18 protein-coding genes are annotated in these 19430 nt (G+C 39.5%); 11 read left to right on the top strand and 7 right to left on the bottom strand.

Going from position 1 to position 19430, the window contains the following annotated elements; all coding sequences use genetic code 11:
- The first annotated feature begins 104 nt into the window (after window positions 1-104).
- The 4 genes from ICL16_RS25115 (at window position 105) to ICL16_RS25100 (ending at window position 3444) form a co-directional block, all read left to right on the top strand.
- Window positions 105-854, top strand: a complete 750-nt coding sequence (locus ICL16_RS25115) for a sucrose-phosphate phosphatase (protein WP_190833383.1) — start codon at window positions 105-107, stop codon at window positions 852-854.
- Window positions 851-1492, top strand: a complete 642-nt coding sequence (gene ruvA / locus ICL16_RS25110; RefSeq protein WP_190833380.1) for a Holliday junction branch migration protein RuvA — start codon at window positions 851-853, stop codon at window positions 1490-1492. The genes ICL16_RS25115 and ruvA overlap by 4 nt, the downstream gene beginning before the upstream one ends.
- Window positions 1493-1551: 59 nt before the next feature.
- Entirely contained in the window at window positions 1552-2742 is a 1191-nt protein-coding gene (gene bioF, locus ICL16_RS25105) for an 8-amino-7-oxononanoate synthase (protein WP_190833378.1), read from the top strand.
- Window positions 2743-2817: 75 nt separating this feature from the next.
- Window positions 2818-3444 carry a hypothetical protein gene (locus ICL16_RS25100; RefSeq protein WP_190833376.1) on the top strand — a complete coding sequence of 209 codons (627 nt, stop codon included), beginning with the start codon at window positions 2818-2820 and terminating at the stop codon, window positions 3442-3444.
- 36 nt (window positions 3445-3480) lie between these two features.
- On the opposite strand, the gene ICL16_RS25095 is transcribed toward ICL16_RS25100, so the two are convergent.
- The 4 genes from ICL16_RS25095 to ICL16_RS25080 form a co-directional block, all read right to left on the bottom strand.
- Window positions 3481-3825, bottom strand: coding sequence for a helix-turn-helix domain-containing protein (locus ICL16_RS25095; protein WP_190833375.1), 345 nt, complete (start codon window positions 3823-3825; stop codon window positions 3481-3483).
- Between the two features lie 10 nt (window positions 3826-3835).
- Complete coding sequence (locus tag ICL16_RS25090) at window positions 3836-4171, bottom strand: type II toxin-antitoxin system RelE/ParE family toxin (RefSeq protein ID WP_190833373.1); 336 nt, start codon at window positions 4169-4171, stop codon at window positions 3836-3838.
- 72 nt (window positions 4172-4243) lie between these two features.
- Complete coding sequence (locus tag ICL16_RS25085; RefSeq protein WP_190833371.1) at window positions 4244-5782, bottom strand: NB-ARC domain-containing protein; 1539 nt, start codon at window positions 5780-5782, stop codon at window positions 4244-4246.
- Window positions 5783-5793: 11 nt separating this feature from the next.
- Complete coding sequence (locus ICL16_RS25080; RefSeq protein ID WP_190833369.1) at window positions 5794-8346, bottom strand: protein kinase domain-containing protein; 2553 nt, start codon at window positions 8344-8346, stop codon at window positions 5794-5796.
- 503 nt (window positions 8347-8849) lie between these two features.
- On the opposite strand from ICL16_RS25080, the gene ICL16_RS25075 reads away from it, so the two are divergent.
- Complete coding sequence (locus ICL16_RS25075; RefSeq protein ID WP_190833367.1) at window positions 8850-11180, top strand: helix-turn-helix domain-containing protein; 2331 nt, start codon at window positions 8850-8852, stop codon at window positions 11178-11180.
- Window positions 11181-11206: 26 nt separating this feature from the next.
- Here the strand turns inward: ICL16_RS25075 and ICL16_RS25070 are convergent, their stop codons facing one another.
- From ICL16_RS25070 to ICL16_RS25060, 3 genes are all read right to left on the bottom strand, one after another.
- On the bottom strand, window positions 11207-12319 hold the full coding sequence (locus ICL16_RS25070) for a M48 family metallopeptidase (protein ID WP_238360945.1): 1113 nt from the start codon (window positions 12317-12319) through the stop codon (window positions 11207-11209).
- Window positions 12320-12441: 122 nt separating this feature from the next.
- A complete protein-coding gene (locus ICL16_RS25065; RefSeq protein ID WP_190833359.1) occupies window positions 12442-12939 on the bottom strand; it encodes a glycine-rich domain-containing protein in 498 nt (165 codons plus the stop codon).
- A gap of 96 nt (window positions 12940-13035) precedes the next feature.
- Window positions 13036-13215, bottom strand: coding sequence for a hypothetical protein (locus ICL16_RS25060; protein ID WP_190833357.1), 180 nt, complete (start codon window positions 13213-13215; stop codon window positions 13036-13038).
- A 71-nt stretch (window positions 13216-13286) separates the two neighbouring features.
- Between ICL16_RS25060 and ICL16_RS25055 the strand changes: the two genes are divergently transcribed.
- From ICL16_RS25055 to ICL16_RS25030, 6 genes are read left to right on the top strand one after another with little or no spacing between them, the layout of a single operon-like run.
- The gene (locus tag ICL16_RS25055; protein WP_190833355.1) at window positions 13287-14366 is read left to right on the top strand and encodes a hypothetical protein; all 1080 of its coding nucleotides are present in this window, start codon (window positions 13287-13289) and stop codon (window positions 14364-14366) included.
- A 2-nt stretch (window positions 14367-14368) separates the two neighbouring features.
- Window positions 14369-14923 (top strand): 4Fe-4S single cluster domain-containing protein, encoded by a 555-nt coding sequence (locus ICL16_RS25050; RefSeq protein WP_190833352.1) that lies wholly within the window; start codon window positions 14369-14371, stop codon window positions 14921-14923.
- 9 nt (window positions 14924-14932) lie between these two features.
- Entirely contained in the window at window positions 14933-15685 is a 753-nt protein-coding gene (locus tag ICL16_RS25045) for a GTPase domain-containing protein (protein WP_190833349.1), read from the top strand.
- Window positions 15672-16571 (top strand): TRAFAC clade GTPase domain-containing protein, encoded by a 900-nt coding sequence (locus ICL16_RS25040; protein WP_202895713.1) that lies wholly within the window; start codon window positions 15672-15674, stop codon window positions 16569-16571. The genes ICL16_RS25045 and ICL16_RS25040 overlap by 14 nt, the downstream gene beginning before the upstream one ends.
- Window positions 16555-17436 carry a hypothetical protein gene (locus tag ICL16_RS25035; RefSeq protein ID WP_190833347.1) on the top strand — a complete coding sequence of 294 codons (882 nt, stop codon included), beginning with the start codon at window positions 16555-16557 and terminating at the stop codon, window positions 17434-17436. The genes ICL16_RS25040 and ICL16_RS25035 overlap by 17 nt, the downstream gene beginning before the upstream one ends.
- A 56-nt stretch (window positions 17437-17492) precedes the next feature.
- The gene (locus ICL16_RS25030; protein WP_190833344.1) at window positions 17493-19301 is read left to right on the top strand and encodes a hypothetical protein; all 1809 of its coding nucleotides are present in this window, start codon (window positions 17493-17495) and stop codon (window positions 19299-19301) included.
- Window positions 19302-19430: the final 129 nt, after the last annotated feature.

Genomic DNA, 19430 nt, shown 5'->3' with positions numbered 1-19430 from the left:
TAGTTATGTCAAGTTTTGTGTACATATATAGCGCAACTACACATAAAAGATCAGTACCAAAACAGCATAAACTTTTTTGTGTAAAGCTAATCAAAGGGGTCACTGTGGTTGAGTTTCTATTTGTTACAGATTTAGATAATACTCTTGTAGGAGACGATCGCGCTTTGGTCGATTTGAACAATCGCTTGTCTCAACATCGCCAAGACTATGGTACAAAGATTGTTTATGCTACTGGGCGATCGCCTATTCTATATCAAGAACTAAAAGAGGAAAAGAATCTTTTAGAACCAGATGCTCTGATTTTAGCTGTAGGGACTGAAATTTACCTTGATGGTAGTAAAATACCTGAGTCGAGTTGGTCAGAGTTACTTTCTCCTGGGTGGAACCGCGATCTTGTTGTAGCTACAACTAGCAAGTTTGTGGAGTTAAAGCCACAACCAGACACAGAACAGCGCTCTTTCAAGGTGAGTTTTTTCCTTGATCAGGAGGATGCTGAAAAAATTTTACCAGAACTTGAATCAGAGTTGCAAAAATGTGGTTTAAATATAAAGTTAATTTACAGTAGTGGCGTTGACCTTGACATAGTACCGCGCAATAGCGATAAAGGTCAAGCAGTACAGTTTCTACGTCAAAAGTGGAAATTTGTAGCAGAGCGGACAGTTGTTTGCGGTGATTCTGGCAATGATATTGCTTTGTTTGCCGTTGGTGAAGTCATAGGAATTATTGTCGGGAATGCTAAACAGGAGTTACTTCAATGGCACAATGAAAATCCCGCCGACTACCGTTACCTCGCACAAAATTTTTGTGCAGGTGGAATACTAGAAGGTCTAAAACATTTTGGTTTCGTGGAATGATTAGCTATCTTAAAGGAATTGTTGCTGGTGTCCAAAACAATGGTGGTAATCGCCATATTCTCACTCTTGAGGTGAATGGGATCGGGTATGATTTACAAGTTCCCGCACGACTAGCACAGCAATTGCCAAATTCAGGCGGTGAAGTACAAATCTTTACTCATTACCAAGTACGTGAAGAAATTCCGTTACTATACGGTTTTGGTTCGCCTGGGGAAAGAGATCTGTTTCGTCACCTGTTGAGTGTTAGTGGTATTGGTGCAGCAGGTGCAATTGCTCTGCTGGATACTTTGGAATTACCAGATTTAGTTCAAGCTATTATCGGTGCCAATACTCAATTATTAATTCAAGCCCCTGGTGTGGGCAAGAAAACAGCAGAACGTATTTGTTTGGAGTTGAAAACTAAGTTAATTGAGTGGCGTAAGTCGGCAGGATTCTTTGTGGCTACAGGTGGTCCCGCACCTGGTATTCTTGATGAGGTGCAAATGACTCTCCTCGCTTTGGGGTATACTGCTAACGAAGTTAGTCACGCTTTACATGTGGTGAGCGAAGACATTGGACTATCTAAGGATGCCTATGTGGAAGATTGGATCAAACAGGCGATCGCTCACCTTAGCTCCGAATATAGTCAGCAATTGTAGAGACTTTCCGCCGGAACGTCTGTACAGTGTTAATATTACCACTAAAACCACTACGGAAAATGTCTGCTGACCCTTATGCTTGGTTAGAGGAATCTCTGGCAACAATTCATCGCGCTGATTGGTATCGTTCAGTACAAACCATCCACGGTTGCCCAGGCGCTACGGTGGTTTTAGAAGGACTTGAGGTGATTAATTTTGCCAGCAATGATTATCTTGGACTAGCGGGGGATCAGCGCTTGATGGCGGCAGCTACTGCGGCTATTCAAGAATTAGGTACGGGTACTACTGGTTCTAGATTACTTAGTGGAAATAGGGAAATACACAGAGAGTTAGAAGAGGCGATCGCTGCTCTCAAACAAACAGAAGATGCTCTAGTTTTCAGTTCTGGATATCTTGCTAATATCGGTACGATCACTGCCCTAGTCGGCAAACGTGATTTAATTTTATCTGACCAGTACAATCATTCCAGCTTGAAAAATGGAGCAATTCTTAGTGGTGCAACAATCATTGAGTACCCTCATGGTGATGTTGCAGAGCTACTTACCCAACTGCATCAACATCGACAAAACTATCGACGCTGTTTGATGATTACAGATAGCGTCTTTAGCATGGATGGTGATTTATGTCAACTACCTGAATTATTAGATATAACCCAAGAGTTTAGCTGTATGCTGCTAGTTGATGAAGCTCATGCTACCGGGGTACTGGGAAAAACTGGTGCAGGATGCGTAGAACATTTTAATTGTACAGTGCGGCAATTAATTCAAATTGGTACATTAAGTAAAGCTTTAGGTAGTTTAGGTGGATACGTAGCAGGAAGCAAAACTTTAATTGACTTTTTGCGCAACCGCGCCCCTAGTTGGATTTATACTACCGCGCTTTCACCAGCTGACACGGCGGCAGCTTTAGCAGCAATTAATATAGTGCAACTTGAACCGCAACTACGCGCCCAATTATGGCGCAATGTTGATTACTTGAAACATTTGCTGCAACAAAGGCTACCTCACCTCAAGTTACTACCATCACAATCACCAATTGTTTGTTTTCAATTAAAAGATGCTACAGAAGCTTTAAAAGTTGGACAACAATTAAAATCTGCTGGCATTTTTGCTCCAGCAATTCGCCCACCCACCGTTCCCACCAGTCGAATACGGCTTTCTGTCATGGCAACTCATGAACTGACTCACATTGAGAAGCTGGTAGAAACACTTTTGTACGCAGACATAAGTAAAAACAGCTTCGTTACCTAAAAAAGATGCTAGGTTAATTAAAGTACATCACTTACGTTCAGACAGTGACAGAGTTTCAACGGAAGGTAAATTACAATGGCATTTAGTAATTACAAAAGTATAAGTGCAGTTATTAAAAAGTTTCAAATAAAGTATGTGCAGGCTAACTTTATGCTGGAAGTAGAATTTCCAGTTAAAAACTCTTTCCAAGAAGAATTAGATTTACTATTTACAGATGGAGTTATTGATAATTCCGAGGATGCTATTTGTGAAAATCTCATTTATCCAGTTTTGAAAGAAGTATGGAAATCTTACCGAAGTAAACTAACACTTTGGAGTCATGAAACACTAACTTACGATGAAGACTTGTCAGGCGTACCTGATTATATAGTAACCAAACGAAATCCTCTTAGTAGTATTGTTTTCGATCAACCCTATTTTTTGACAGTTGAAGCTAAACAAGATAAGTTTGAAGAAGGTTGGGGTCAGTGTTTAGCTGAGATGATCGCAGTACAGCGAATAAATAATGATTTAAAACAAGATGTTTTTGGGATTGTTTCTAATGGAAAAATATGGCAATTTGGTAAGCTTAATTACGATGTTTTTACTAGAAATAAAAATTTATATGTAATTCAGGATTTAGAGAAGTTATTTGCTGCCGTCAACTATATTTTTCAGCAGTGTGAGTTACAAGTAAATAAAATATACAGCGCTCCTATTTGACAGGGCTATTTCATTCTATACACGATCGCCATGTACTTAAGTACATGGCGGATTGCTTGCTGATATCCTTCCTGTACTGGCAATCACCTGTCCAATTTCTTGAGGAGTTGCACCTGTAGCCAACATTGCTCGGATTAGTAATTCGATAGATACTGAAGCATCTCCATTTTCAGCCTTTGCAATACGTGGTTGACTGGAGTGAATTTTTTCTGCCAGTTCAGCCTGCGTCATCAGGTTTTGCCGCCGTTGTCTTAGAGAGTGACTGAGAGCTAATTTTATTTCAACTAAAGCAGCCTCTTGAGGTGTTAATTCTAAAAACTCTGATACGGTTCCAACTTTCCAACCTTTTGCTTCTAGGCGTTCTCTTTTAGCTTCATCCATAACGCTATTCCTATTTATCCAAGTCATACTTGCTCAGTCGCTTTTTGCAAATCTCAATCACTTTGTCTGGTATTGCTGTAGTAGTTTTGTTGAATACCTCGACTATCAAGATTACATCTTCATCAATTCGGTAGATGATTCGCCAATTCTTGTCTGCATCCCGAACTCTCAACTCATAGCAATGTGTTCCAATCTTGGGTATCGGTTTTGAGTAAGGCATTCCAAGGTTGTCACCCTGCTGTAATCGTCTGAGCAGCACACCTGTCTCTATACGGGCTTCTTGACTAAAGGGTGGGGTTTTGACTTCTCCATGCAGCCAAACTAGAGGTTTATCATCATCGTCCATAATTATGTTATATCATATCTGATATATTCTACATCGTGGGTTAACCTAACAGCATAGTAAACACACCTAGAACTAGATTTGCCCGGAAGCCGAAATCAAGTGCAAAATATTTTCACTTGCATATCCTTGCGAAAATCCTCTATCTTGCAAGAGAGACATAATCTTTCTCAATTCCTCCTCGACTCGCTGTTGACTGCGCAACTCAGCCAATAGATTTTTGTGAATGGGTTTAACAATTCGTGTAATTTGCTCCTGTTTTAATTGCTCATCTTCAGGGTTTGATGTGATAAAACTATGACTTATAAAAAGCTCATAACCTTCTATTGTTTGATTTGGAATTATTTTAAGAAGGTCTTGACAATTATCTTCAACAAATTTGTTAGTGATATATTTCATAATTACAGGGTCTAATGTGTAGAAAATTGAATTGTCTTCTTCATTTATAGTTTTATCAACAAGTGAGTACCTTTCTATCAAAAAATCTAAATTATTAAAAAGCTCAAGAGCAGATAGGGTTTGTAATGTATCTCTTCTTAGTTGTTCCATTGAAGCAGAATTCCGCCTAATAGCTATCCAATAAATAATATTTATTTCTAGTTGTGATAGATTTTTGAATTGCTCATCTAAAAAGCTAACAATAGTATCGGTAAAAAACAATGATATTTCCCCAACAAGACTTGGTATTTGACCTCCGCATACTCTTTTCACTTGCTTGGTAACTTGCTTGATTATCCAAGGATTAGTGTAACGACTACTTAATTTATCAAGTTCATCTTCTTTACCAGAAATACCTTCTGCTATAAAAAGTTGCTTAGCTTCTTCTTTACTCAAACCTTCCAATTTTAAGAAATGAATCAATTGTCCCTCTAAATTTTCAATATTTTGAGGTTTTTCTCGACTGAGTAATAATAAAGAGCTTTGATGATTTTCTTTTCCAACTCGTCTTAGTAAATGGCTGTAATCTTGATAATCTTGACTATTTTTGTCTATAATTTCTTTCCATTCATCCAGCACGAGTAAACATCTATGATTGCGTAAATACTTCATTAGTCGCGAAATATCAACTTCTTGATCCTGCCCTTTGGAAAGGAATTGCACCAATTCTTTTAAAAGTTGTTGAAATGTTTGTGTGTAATCCAAAGAACGCCAGATTATGTAATCATATTTGCTGGCAATATTTTCTCCTAACTGGCGAGCCAAGGCAGTTTTCCCAATTCCCCCTACTCCGTGGATGACGACTAACCGACTACGTTCTTGAAGCCAGTGATGAAGTTTTTTTAACTCATTGGTGCGCCCATAGAAACTAGAAAGTTCGGGTGCGTCAGTTAAATCGATGTTGAGAATTACTACATTCTTCCAGTTTAACTCTAAAACCTCGCAGAAAGCCTTAAAAGTGCTCGCATAAATAGCACGGCTTGCTCGCAGGAAGTGTTTCCAAGTAGTTAGCGAAACACCAGAGGCGTAGACTCCGGGAGGCAGATTAGGATCTAGAATTTTGCTTGCTTCAATGAGCCAGTTCTCATCCTCTATAATCCAACCTCTGCTTCTCCTAGCTTGGTTAATTAAATTTTTCCCTTGTTCGGAAGCTTTCAAAGTTGCACGCTGTCTCATATGTATAAATACTAAATATTATTTCTTTCTGGTTTTTCCAAAATAACAAAATCAAGCTTAGTTATAGTAGAGTCAGGATGAGAATTTGCTGCTTTTACTAGAACCCCAATACCTGTGGATGGTTTGCGATCGTGAATGCGATCAAATTTCACTTGTCCTGTAGCACCCTGTGTAGAAAAATCAACTTTTGATAAAGCTTTGTACAATTCTAGGCGAGAAGGATTATCTCCCGTCCGCTTAAGTGCTTCAACCATTGTCTTAGTTGCGTCATATGTCATCGCAGTGCGCCAGTTTACCTTTGCGCTCCAAAGTTGATAAGAAGTCTTCTCAAAATAATCATTCTCATTACTTCTCTGCCAGGGAACAGCCATGACCAGTTTGTTGATTGCTTCTTGACCAACAGACTGTAGATTTGCGGAATACATAGTATCCCCGCCTAGTACTTTCAGTTGGTGGTTACCGATAAAAGCATCTTTTGCGTGTTTTTCTAAGTCTTCTCTTTTCAGGGCTAGTAGTATCACATTTGCATTCCTATTTCTCTTGATACAATCAGTTATCACAGCCCCACTATTATCCCAAATACAAGCAACAGACTGACCCTGTTTTTCTCTTAGTATCCTTTCAAATTCTCCACTTAGAGATTTGCTAAAAGGATCTGTTGGGTCTTTGACAACAATAGCCGCTCTCGTCAGAGAGGGTTCTAACTGTTTCATATAGTTTACCAGGTCTTCAGCAGCAGTGGTGTCAGTGGAAGCTGTGCGGAAAACGTAATTACTAAATTTAAGCTCCTTTCTGATCACCGTACTTGTTGGAGAAATTAGAACGAGTTTATCGTCGTTGTTTGGTGTTTTCTCTCCATAAATCTCTCCAGCCTTAGAGGTTAATTTACTTGAATAGTGACCGATAACCCCTAAAATATCTCGATTGTCTACTAAAGTCTTAGCTACATTTTCAACTGTATTATAATCTAGCTTATCATTAGCAATTAAAACTTGCAGAAATCGTCTATTAATGCCGCCGTTTTGGTTACAATTAAATTGAATATTAGTATCTAATCCATTCAGATAGTTTCCAATACCGCAGTTAACTTCACTCTGGACATGAGCAACTCCACGCAGCATTTCTTCAGCAATACCGGGAACTTCTTTGCTAATTGGGATGCTGACTGCGATTCTAATGAGGTTATCATTGCGAGCAGCAGCATAGGCGTTATTTAGGTAAATTAGTGCCTCTGGATCATTATGATTTGATTTGAGGGATGTTTTGAAGTGCGTGATGGCTGTGTCGTAATCGCCTTTTTCAAATGCTTTTGTTCCTGCCTTTTTTTCCTTGGAACTTTTGTCTTCAATCAGGACTTGCTCTCCCCAACTGAAGTTGTCATTAATATTGCAACTATACTTCAAACAAGGTCGGAAGAAAAAATAGTGGATTGCAAACGCGATCGCCAACGCTACCACAGCCAAAAACACATACCCTACCCAACGCCACCTCATTCTTTGGCGTCCCTTAGAAGGTGGTGTCACAGGTGGTGTCACAGGTGGTGTCACAGGATCAGGTGTTACAGGAGCAAGAGCATCAATTACCTCTTGAGCAGACTGAAGCCTAACATTTGGATCTGGGGATAGCATCAGATCTAAAATTTCCCCAAGGCGATCGCTGCTTAAACTAGCATATTTTCTCCAATCCCACTTATCCCCATGACGAAGCTCTTGCGGAGTTTTGCCTGTGAGCAAACAAACACAAGTTGCAGCTAAAGAATATAAATCAGATGAAGGAGACACTGGCCTTCTACTAACCTGCTCTGGAGGAGCATAAAGTGGTGTTCCCAATACACATGATGTCTCGGTAGATACTCCTGCAACAACTACCTGCTTAACCGCACCAAAGTCTATCAAAAAGAACTTATTGTCACTCTGACGAAGGATAATATTGTGAGGTTTGATATCTCTATGGATAATTCCCTGATAGTTTAATATTTGTTTCTTGTGGATGTAATTTAGTACATTCAAAATTTGTTTCAAAAGCTCAATAACTTCTTCCTCTGAAAAATTTCCTCTGTGCTTTAGCTCCTGAGCTAAATTTTGTCCTTCGATATATTCTTGTACCAAATAAAAAAACTTCTGCTGATTGTTAGATGTGCCAAGATCTTGCTTCTGTGAATGGGTAGGAGCTTGTACTACATCAAATGCCAATGCTCTTGGTATTTGATCATGACTAAGTTTATCTAAAACATCTGCCTCTCGGCGAAATAATTGCTCTATTTTTTCAAGTTCTGATGGTCGAGGAGTGTTTAGAGGGTGCAACTGTTTGATAACACACTCTCGTCGTTGTGGAGAATGCAAATCCAACGCTAAAAATGTTCTCCCAAATCCACCACGTTCGTCATCAGGAACCAATAATCTCAATGGTAAGAAACGCCCCTTCAAAATCAAGGGCATTTGACAGCAACTGCAATATCGCTGTGCAATAGAACCAGGAGTGAGTAATGTCTCTGGAATATAATTTATAGGGTCGCTACAACTCGGACGAGTGCAGTAAACTTGAATAGGAGCGCTTTTAACCATTACTTAACCTTTAGCTTTTTTCTAGCTACACACTGGATGACGAACAGTTTGGACTTGGACAATACTTCGTTTTAGCGTATCTATCCTCAAGCGCGGCGGAGAACAACTAAGGTAGGACGCCGCACAAAGCTCAGATATGTGTGCTTGCGCCCTACCTACGTGTATTTCAAAAATCAAATAGTAATCCTGTAACTATATTAGAGTACGTTTATTTCCTCCTAGTTCTTACTTAAGTATAAATTTTTAAACAAAGTCAACATTTTGGCAAGATGTAAAATGTCATTTATGTTAAATATGTCCAAAGCTACGAGTTCAGCTTTAAGACTTTGCTACTAAAGTACTAGAACTTTCGTTCGTTTTTTGGCTTGAACTTCAGCTGTATATTCAGCTATTAGTTCAACATCTTCAACATTTTCAGCTTGTTTGCTCAATTTATTCAATGTATAAAATTATTTCGGCAATCTAGGATAAGCTCATTAAAAGGAGTAATTTAAAATTAACCTATGAACAAAGAAAAAATATCGGAACTCATAACAGTAGCAAACAATTTAGTGGACTCTCAAACAGGAAAGTCTTTAACAGATGTTCAAAAACGTATCCTTCAGCAAGTTATGGAAGGAAAGAAGCTCAAAGATATTCAGGTAACAGGGTACTCCGACAGTACTGTGCAGCGAGTCTTTTGCCCAAAACTTTGGGAACTATTGTCAGAAGCTACAAAACAAAAAGTACGTATTAATACTATTATATTAGTGTTAGATAAGATATTAAAACAAAAATCCGGTAGTAACAATGAAAGCGAAATTGCTATCCCAATCGAAGCGGTTTCAGTTCCTCCACCTGTCATCCCCAAACGCCTGCGTCACAACCTACCTGCTCCCAGTTGTACTACTTTTATTGGTCGGGAAGAAGAAATTGCTAGACTTTTAGAATTGCTTTCACCCAGACATTCAGCACATTTGGTTAGCGTTGATGGCATTGGCGGTGTAGGCAAAACAACTCTGGTGGTAGAAGCAGCCTACCGTTGCCTAAATGCCAGCGACAACAACGAAGCTTTCTTGGGTGTGCCTACCTTTGATACCATTATCTTCACCTCAGCCAAGCAATATTACCTCACGTCCTTTGGTTTATTGCCTTCTTTGGCTCCGCGACGGACTCTACGTGATATTTTCCGGCAGATTGCGCGGATGTTAGATCAACTAGACATTACTGGGGCGAGTTTTGAAGAGCAATTAGACTTAATTAAAGATGCTCTCTCGTACCAACGCACGCTGCTCATTGTGGATAATTTGGAGACAGTGGAGAACCAGCAAGATGTTCTGGCGTTTTTATATGAGCTACCGCCAACTGTCAAAGCAGTCATCACCACCCGCGAACAGATTGTGTTTGTTCCCGTTCGTCTCACATCAATGCCTGAGAAAGATGGTGTTTGTCTGATTCAACATGAAGCCCAATCCAAGGGGGTATCACTTAGACATCAAGATCAAATGGCACTTTATCATGTGACGGGTGGCATTCCGGTAGCCATCAGCTACGCAATTGGACAGTTAGCCAATGGCTACCCGATTCAGGAAGTATTGGAACGGGTATCTCACTCGAAAGGAGATGTCGCCCGTTTTTGCTTTGAAAATTCAGTCAAACCATTGTCCGAACAATCAGCGCATCAGTTACTAATGGCATTAGCCCTATTCCCAATGCCTGCTTTACAGGATGCCCTCGTGCAAGTTGCAGTACCAGATGCTGATAGCACTATAAATAATGATTTAGCTCGATTGCGTGGACTTTCTTTAGTGAGACAGGAAAATCATCGCTACAGTATGCTGCCATTAACTCGTGAATATGCCCTTGCCGAACTTAAAGCTCATCCCAACTTTGAACGGGAAGCGCGGGAGAGATGGATTGGTTGGTACTTAAGCTTTTCACAAAAGTACTTTGGACAAGACGCCAAGGAGTGGCAACAGTTCGATGGTTTAGATCTTGAATGGCAAAATCTGCAAGCTGTAATTGAGTGGTGTATGGTTGAGGGGCGATATGCTGAGATGCTCAAGTTTTGGCAAAATATTGAAGCATACACCCACATTATGGGTAGAAGAGAAAGCCGCTTGCGCTACTGGGACGATCGCCTGACTTGGACTGCATGGCTAATTCAAGCAGCAGAGCAACGTGGAGACTGGTTAGCAGCAGCAAAGGTGATTGTCGATCGTGCTTGGACTCTCACTTCAATGGGAAAGCAAAAACATTTACTTGAAGCAGACTCACTGTTTGCACAAGCTTGGGAACTTCGTCACCACCAAGAACCTTTATTCCGGTTAAGCTTGGCTAGAAACATTGCGGTTTTACGCATTCAACAACAGAGGTTTGATGAGGCACAACAGGAGCTCACTCAGGCGATAGAACTTCTAGAACAAACACAATTGGAAGAACAGCAGCGACTGGAGCAATTAGTTCAAATTCGTTATTATCAAGGTGAAATTTTCTTCAAGAAACAAGAGTACTCCGATGCGAAAATTCTTTTTCAAGAAGCCTTAGAACTTGCACAGTCAATGGACTGGAGACGTGCCATTTTCTGTACGCAAAATTGGTTAGCTGACATTGCTATTAAGCAAGGCAGGTTAGATGAAGCAGATCGACTTCTCAAACAAGGACTGCGCGTTGCTGAAGCTAACGGGGATAAATGCCGAAGTGCATTTTGTCAACGCTCATTATCTAGTTTAGCAAAGGCGCAAGGGAATTTAGTTTCGGCTCGTAGTTGGGCTTACGCTGCTGTGGAAAATTTCGAGAAACTGGGGATGCTACCAGAAGTAGAGGAAACACAAATTTTACTTCAAACGCTGTAGAGAAGCTATCCCCAAGCGTCTCTACTTTAATTCTCAGCTAATGGTTGAGTTTGTTGCGAACCAAACCGAGAATTAATGCGCAAAGATTCGCCATCATTTGAAACATCAAATGTCAGAGGATTGGGATTTTGACGCAAGCGAATTGCACCCTCAGCTACTAGAGTTGATGGGGGATACTTTTTCATTAGCTCTTTGATAGCATTAATTCTATCAATAAAGGATGGATGAGTGCTATCATCTGCGTCATAATAAGGTAAACGTGTCATGAGATTTAGCACTCGCAATGCACCTTCTGGGTCGTAGCCTGCCCGTACCATATACATATAACCGAATGCATCAGCTTCAAACTCTTGCTGGCGACTTAGTTTTTTAATTGTGCTTTCAATCTCTTGTTGTTTGTCATCAAATATTTGTTGTTTTAGGCGCTCAACTTTATCAGTGTCAGGTTGTCCTTGGCAGTTGAGAACTAAATATTCTGTAGCAAATGTTGATGTTTTTTTAGTTTGAGCTTGACGTTGACATATTTTTTCACGACTTGTTTTTTTCTTGGCACTAAATTTTCTTTTTTCTTCTGTGATTAAATTTTGAACTTTTGCGTCTGCTTCTACTTGCACGGTTTTATTTAACTTAGCCTCAAACGCAGTTCGCGTATACGTATGACGTTGTGTATTGTGGGCGATTTCATGACCGAGGAGAAAAGCAATAGCAGCTTCATCACCATGCAATTTATCTAGCAATCCTGAAAAAATCGTAACTTGGTTGAGATCGCTAGCAAAAGCATTATCATCATATACATCTTCTACTTTAATTCGCCACGGGTGCTCATCAATTCCATTAGCACGTATTAACTTTTCTGCAATAGGATAAATCGACTTCTCATCTTCAATTACTGCTGGATTGGATTTGGATAAGATTTGAACTGAAATTGGTGATAGTGCATTTTTAGTAGAGGAACTTATTGAATCTTGGTTATTAATCTCTGGAACTTGGGCAGAGGCACGATTGGAATCACCCCAAGAAATATTAGTGAAGCTCATCGTACCAATAGTAGTAGCAACAAGTGTTACTACGTTCACAAGCAAAAATCTAGCTAAACGAACAAATTGAAAGTTTGTTTTGTCCAATGTTTGCTGTGCCATAAAACGTTATTGTTTGTGAATAAAATGAGTTAGGTTGAGATGTCAAAACCACAAAATTCAATCTGCAACATTTGATTGGATGCACCTACTTTTATACGAGTTGAGGCGATGTATTGTAAAAATTATGCATTCAAGAGTATTTCGCAACAAGCTGCAACAGAACTACCCATTGCACCCTGTCCAAAATTTTGCTCGAATAATGTTTGGGTGTGAGCAAAAGTAAGTAGCCATTCCTGCTGTTCAACTTCGCCTCCTAACCCGACTTCGGGAACATGCTTGAGGCAAACATTAAAGAGGTTTTGGCAGTCTTCTTGAAACTGGTGAGCGTTGGCAATATGAGCGTGTAAAACTGCATCAATCTCCTGATTGGGAACCATCTTCAAATGTGGGTACTTTTGGAGCAAAAATAAAAACAATCCATACCGCCTAATTGCGATCGCCGCTTGCATTAGGGTAAATTTTTGACCTTCATCAGAACTCATCAGTCTCAGAAATATTGTTTGCCAGTCAATGACTTTAAGCTGAGCGAAAAAAGTTTGGTTTGCTGGATTCTGCATTCCTAAAGTCATGGCAGCTAAGGCGATAACGATAATAGTTACTGGAGCTTTGAGCGTTTGCATAGCTTTTCTCCTTTTGTGTGTTAGATTTATATCTCGGTTGAGAGCTCGTTTTATGCTTGGTAATAGGGTTTGCAGTTAACCTGCGACAAATAAGATTTACTCTTCAGTACCAGAAAGCCTTGCGCGGCTTTCTACGATAAATATTCCAACATCGCAAATAAGCTGACTAGTCCCAGTTTTGGTTCGATAATTGTTCACCAAAAAGTTCAGCAAAGCGCTCAAGTCGAAATCGAGCGCGATCGCCAGCCATATGTAAAGTTTTGTAACAATCTGCATAAAACTTGAAAGTGGCAAACGATTAGATAAAAGACGCACAAGTAAATAAAGCTTTTTTCAGGAGTCCTCGTATGAGTGGTTCAAAAGCATTTGTTGTCACGGCGGGTGTTTCACCTACTGCATCATTGGGAGCTTTAGTTGCTGGAGCTGCTGTGGTGGGGGGAGTTGTAGGAGTAGTAATCGCTGCGGGTGCAGTTGTTTCTTTAACTGGTAAAGCACTTCAGTCTTATCAAGAGCGAAGAAATAGAGAACGAGAAGCTGCTTTGCAACGAGAGTCGGAAATTCAGCAGCGGATTGCGCAAATTAGAGCTGGGATTGGTTCCCGTAAAGACGTTTCATGGAACGTCTCTACGAAAGTGGCGGTACTACCTGATACTACTGAGCGAAAAGATGCTCAAATACGAGTAGATAAACTGAACAACAGACTGCCTAAAATCAGAACAGAGTATCAAACGCTGATCGAGCAACAACTTTTAGATGCACAAACTGTCGAACAAGCACTGCTTCATACGCAACAAGCTTTGAATGCTAATAATTTGGCGGCTGCAGAAGCTTATTTGCAAGCTTTGGATGACATGCGTATTCAAGTTATGCAATTGCGCTCTGAGCAACTAAAGAAGCATGTTCAATACCTACAAGAAAGGTTGGATGGTTTGCGATCGCGCATTCCCTACTCTATTTTTGCCGCAATGCAATACCGAATTGATCAACAACAATCCGATATTTATATAGAAGATTTGCATCAACTTCTTACCGACTTAGAAACTCAAGCCGATCAAATTCACGAGATGGCGGAAAATTTAGTTGCTTCTTGGCTTCAAGTGGGTTATGCAGCGCGTGTTTTAGACACAGATGATGGCGATGTCGTGATTGAAGTAGAAACTCATGAAGGTGCTAATACCCAAATGCGGGTACAATTTGAAGGTCAACAAATTGACTTATTTGGACCACCAGAAGAAACAGACTCTTGTGCAACTCGTACCGTTGAAGCACTGAAAATCTTTCAAGAACAAGGTTATCAACTTCAATGGACTCAATGGGATGGTCAACCAGTTTCTGAAGAATTGCAGCACATCTATTCTACGACACCTCAACAATCAGCCACTACTTCCTATTCATCTGTACGTCGTCAACAAAGTCTGGGATATTAGAAATGACTACTCCCCTACTATTAAATGTAGCATCATGGCTGTTGCGTTCTCGTGCCAATGGACCGGGAACCAGGATGGTGTTGTGGCTGCAAGGTTGTCCGTTTCGCTGTTCGGGGTGTCAGAACCCCGACTATTTGGAATTTCGACCGCATCGGATCGTTACAGTAGATCGGGTGTGGGAAGTGTTTGAGCAACTTCCATTGGCGGGAATTTCTTTTTCTGGTGGTGAACCTTTTGCTCAAGCGGTGGCGCTGGCGGATTTGGCTTGCCGAGTGCAAGAAGCAGGAAAAACGGTTGTGTGTTGGAGTGGGTATTCTTTAGAACAATTACAAACAGGAAAAATACCAGGTTCAACAGCTTTACTAAAGCATATAGATTTGTTGATAGATGGTCTTTTTATTCAAGAACAAACAGATGATTTAGTGCTACGTGGTTCCCGCAATCAGAAGTTACATTTTTTATCAGGAAGAATAACCGCGTCAGATTTGGTAGATATTCCGCGTCAAGAGTGGGTGATGAATCAACAGACAGTGACTTACACAGGATTTCCAATTTAGGAGGTGCGGATGAGTGTTGTGGTGATAGGCGATCGCGGTATTGGTAAAACCAGTATGGTAGTAGCCTTAGCGAAATCAGCAACAAAGCACGTTAAAGTCGTCAGCAATCCAGAAATAATAGCAAGACGTTTCAATGTTGAGGAAAATCGTATCGCAGGTACGGCTCAGATGACGCAAGAAACCCTGCTGATCAATATTGACTTGCCATCTGGGCAAAGGCAAATCCAGGTTTTGTGGATAGACACCCCTGGTGAAGCCTTTTCCAACAGAGAGTGGCAAACAAACAATCCCACTGCTTGGCGAGACATCAAACAACAAATTAGTCAGTCAGCCGGAGTAATTTTGCTGCTACCACCTCATCGCGATTTAATTCAACCAAATCGGTTAGATGAGCGAACAGATACAAATGACTTGCCAATCAACCAAGCTTGGGTAAATCGATTAGAACACTGGCTAAATTTCTTCAGTGAAAATTGTACCAACTACCAACATATTTTAGTTTGTATTCATAGAGCAGATACTTTTTGTGATATTGAATACGAAGGCAAAAAGTGGCGCTATGACAACTCCAGAAACTCTCTTTTATATGAATATAACAACTACATCTTCAAAACTTACTTTACAGCAGCTAACGATTTAATTCGACAATACAATTCACGTCATTACCCATCTAACCTGCAATTCTTCATCACTACCACAGATCATCCCTCATTATTAGAACTTCCTTGGATTTACCTGGGTTCATATCTTGCTAACATCTAAAATGGCACGTTATCCGGCAACAACAGAAATTCGGCTCATCGGAGCGCGTTCTTCTGGCAAAACTACATATCTTGCTACCCTCGCTCATTTACCTCATCAAAAACAACTAGAAAGCCAATTTCCTGGTTTAGCAGTCACTTACGACAAAAACTCAGAAGCAGGTAAGTTAGCCAGAATGGCAGAAGATATTATCAAAAAAGGCACTAAATTAGCTGGAACAAATAGAGGAAACGTAAATAACTTACCTTATTACTACTTCCGAATTCAAATACCATCGCGTAAAGGTTTGCCAGGAACAGAAATCGAGTTAACGGTGAGAGATTTCGCAGGAGAAATATTTCACGATATCCCCCTCGAACATAAATGGCATGAAATTCAGTCATATATTGACGACTTATTTACTGCACAAAGCTGGATGGTGATGCTGACTGATTGGCAACCAAGTCAAGATACTCGCCTTTACAAACCTGCTTTGGAAAAGCTTTGTCAAGAAATTTCTGAAAGAGAACAGGTGAATCGAGAGATTAAAAATTTAAGGATAGCAGTTGTGATGTCAAAGTGTGAGAGAGGTGAAATTTGGCCTTGTCGTTTGGAACCGGAAGAAGATTTATTCAAAGTTCGATTACCACAAACTTATCGGTTCTTAACTAAAAAATTTCCACCGCGTACTAACAGGTTAAAGTTTTTTGCCTGTTCTTCCTTTGGGGTACTTAGCTCGCGCCCTAATGATTTCGATCCCCGTCCCAATCGCTACATTCCCGATGATGGTAGCCCAGCCGATTACAACGCCTTTTTAAGAAGTCCTAGCCAATGGCATCCTTTCGGTTTAATTTCTCCGATTTATTGGTTGAGTACAGGAAAAACTTTACATGATCAACACCTTTAGAAGACTACCGCGAGATTTATCAGGGAGTCCTGACATTAGGATTGTTGGTCCCCGTAGTGCTGGTAAAACAACATTCATGGCATCCTTGGCTCGTTGGCCCAATGCTAAACCCGATGGTGCAATTCAGTCAGTGAATCCTTTTGACGATCAATCAGGCAAATTGATTGCTATGGCAAAAGATATTTTAGAAAATGGTTTGTCTATGGCTCCTACACGTCCAGATGAAGATGTGTATAACTTGCCTTTGTACACTTTATTGATTGAACTTAAGCCAGCATTTATTATTGGCTCAAATGTCAGATTTCAAGTATCTTGTCGGGAATACTCAGGTGAAATTATTAAAGATTTACGCGGTGAGTCTTCTGGTATTAATCTGAGTAACTATTTAGATGATTGTGCTAATTCTTCTAGTTTGTTACTTTTAATAGATGGTACTTCTAGAGAAGATAATTATTATTCTCAAGCTTTTGCGCGGTTGCAAACAGAATTGAACGAGCGTTTGGTGGGGAAGAATAAGAATTTGAGAGATTATCGTGTAGCTGTTGTTTTTTCTAAAGCAGAGCAATCTCAGGTTTGGATTCATCGTCATGAGATGCAAAAATTTGTGAATAGAAAATTTCCTTTGACTAAAGAAACGTTAAGAATCTGGGTGAAAAGTTGGGGTTGTTCGGTTAATTACTTTTTTTGTTCGGCTTTTGGGATGAAGGGAAGTCCTCCAAGCCCAAATGTCAAAGTGCAATCAACAGATAGTGGCGGGACTTATGCGGCGATCGCTAATCCTGCTGTTTGGCAACCTTTTGGTTTGGTTGCTCCTATTTATTGGTTATATACGGGTAAGGATGATCGGCGGTTGAGAACAATATAGCTTGGGGTTTTAACCCCAGGAAAGCAGAGAAGAGAGAGTTGATATAGAGGAGTTTTATGGTATCACAAAATGTTGTTCAGATTCATGAGTTTTCTAGAGAATTGATTGATGTTTCTCAAAAGGATGGAAGGTATGTTTCTGGTGGATTTGGTAAGGAGGTGGGAGTATCTGATGTCGCTGTTCCGGAAGAGATTCAACAAGCTGTTAACAAGGGTGATTTTCGGATTAATGATAATTATCCTCCGCAAGATGGAGAGTATGCTCTAATTGCTAGGGACATAAATGAATATTCTGTTTTAGCGGTAGCTACGCGGCAAATAGATGATAAAGGGGAGCGCCCTCTAGTTGCTTATCGGTATTTCTGGTTGGAAAAATCGGCTCAATATATAGATGGAGTGGGTACATTACTATTATGGTGGTTGAGATCCGGAAAACCATGCTTTGAGTTTCAAGTTAGTGAATCGTCTTCAAAGCTAAACTCAAATGCTCAATACTATACTAGAGAAGATTTTGATGTATACTTTCAGCAATGTAGTTTACAAGTAGTAGAAATTTTATCTAAAATTAAGCATTATCCCTATGTTTTTAAACCTGAATCATTTAGAGAATTTCTACCTTGGATATTGCACACTCTGGCTTTACAACTACAAAAACAATATGATACTACTCTCTCTTGGGCTTGGAATGTTCGTTTGCTAGATTACCCAGAAAGATTCCTTTTAATATACTGTGCTGATGAAAAAGCTTATCAAGAAAATACAAGTCATATCAAAACTCGCCTAAAATCATTAATTTCTCCTACATCATTTACTCTAGAATCAGAAAAAAACGCAGATAGACATAGTAATTCACCTATTGACACTTCCAATGTTACTCAAGAAAAAGAACAAAGAGAAATAGACAAGCAAACTTTGCATCTAATTAAAAAGTTACTATTAGATATTGCGAGAGATAATGAAACACAGATCTCACATTTAGCCACATATCTAGATAGATATCCCAGCGCCAATTGGGATTGGGACGCTATTGTTGATAAAATAACTATGAGTAATTCTGCCAATTACTATACAACAAGATATAGAGCATTACTAACTATTCTGGGCTATATAAAAGTACCTGACTGGCTAAACTGGTGGAGTGAACACAATGATGACAATGATGACAAGAAATCTTTAATTACTTCTCTAACTCTACAGAAACGACTGATTGTGACTACCAAAAAACTAGATCAAAATAATGCTTACCGCCAACTCTTAAATTATTTATATGCTGGAATTATTGAACTGCTATTAAAATGTCATTCATTAAATACTTTTTACTCTAAAGAGGAGAAAAAGCAATATCAAGCTATTGAATGGTTGTTAGTTAAGTCTAATAGTATATGGTGTGAAGGCTTTGATAATTATGCTTTTAATCTTGTGTATTGGTTAATCCGTGAAGAACAAGTAGAAGATGACAGTTTTTACAACAAAATCGGTGAAACATTTAAGGAAAGGGAAGAATGGAAGCAAAAGTATAAATTTATAAAACACTTTCCACAATATACACGTTTAGCTTATTTATTTGCTCAACAGAAAAACTACTGTTTATCTGCATTTTTCTATCAGCTAAGCGATGGTAGAGTTCCCGCCAAAATATATGACAGAGACTATGTAAAAATCATTCCCACAACAAGAGTTGAGCCAAAAGAAAGAAACTGGTTATCTTCTGTATCCAATTTATTCTCTAGAGATACAGCGGTTCACTTTGCTATTCTCTTCTCGATCCTCAGTCTTATATCTGCTGCCTTTTTGATTGTGGAAAACCCAAACTTACTAAATGAGATTCATTTACAAAAAATTAGATTACTAAGAGAAAATAAATGAAATTCGCTATTTTGTAAAAATTAAGATGAATAAGGCAATTATGGTTATTTGATTACATTCACGCCCACCCAGAAATAAATTTCCGAGCTAATAGCAAAGTCAGTTAAAACGGACTAAAACTCAAAATCA

Source organism: Iningainema tapete BLCC-T55 (genome assembly GCF_014698965.1).
Taxonomy (GTDB): domain Bacteria; phylum Cyanobacteriota; class Cyanobacteriia; order Cyanobacteriales; family Nostocaceae; genus Iningainema; species Iningainema tapete.
This window is presented reverse-complemented; position numbering and strand designations above follow the sequence as displayed.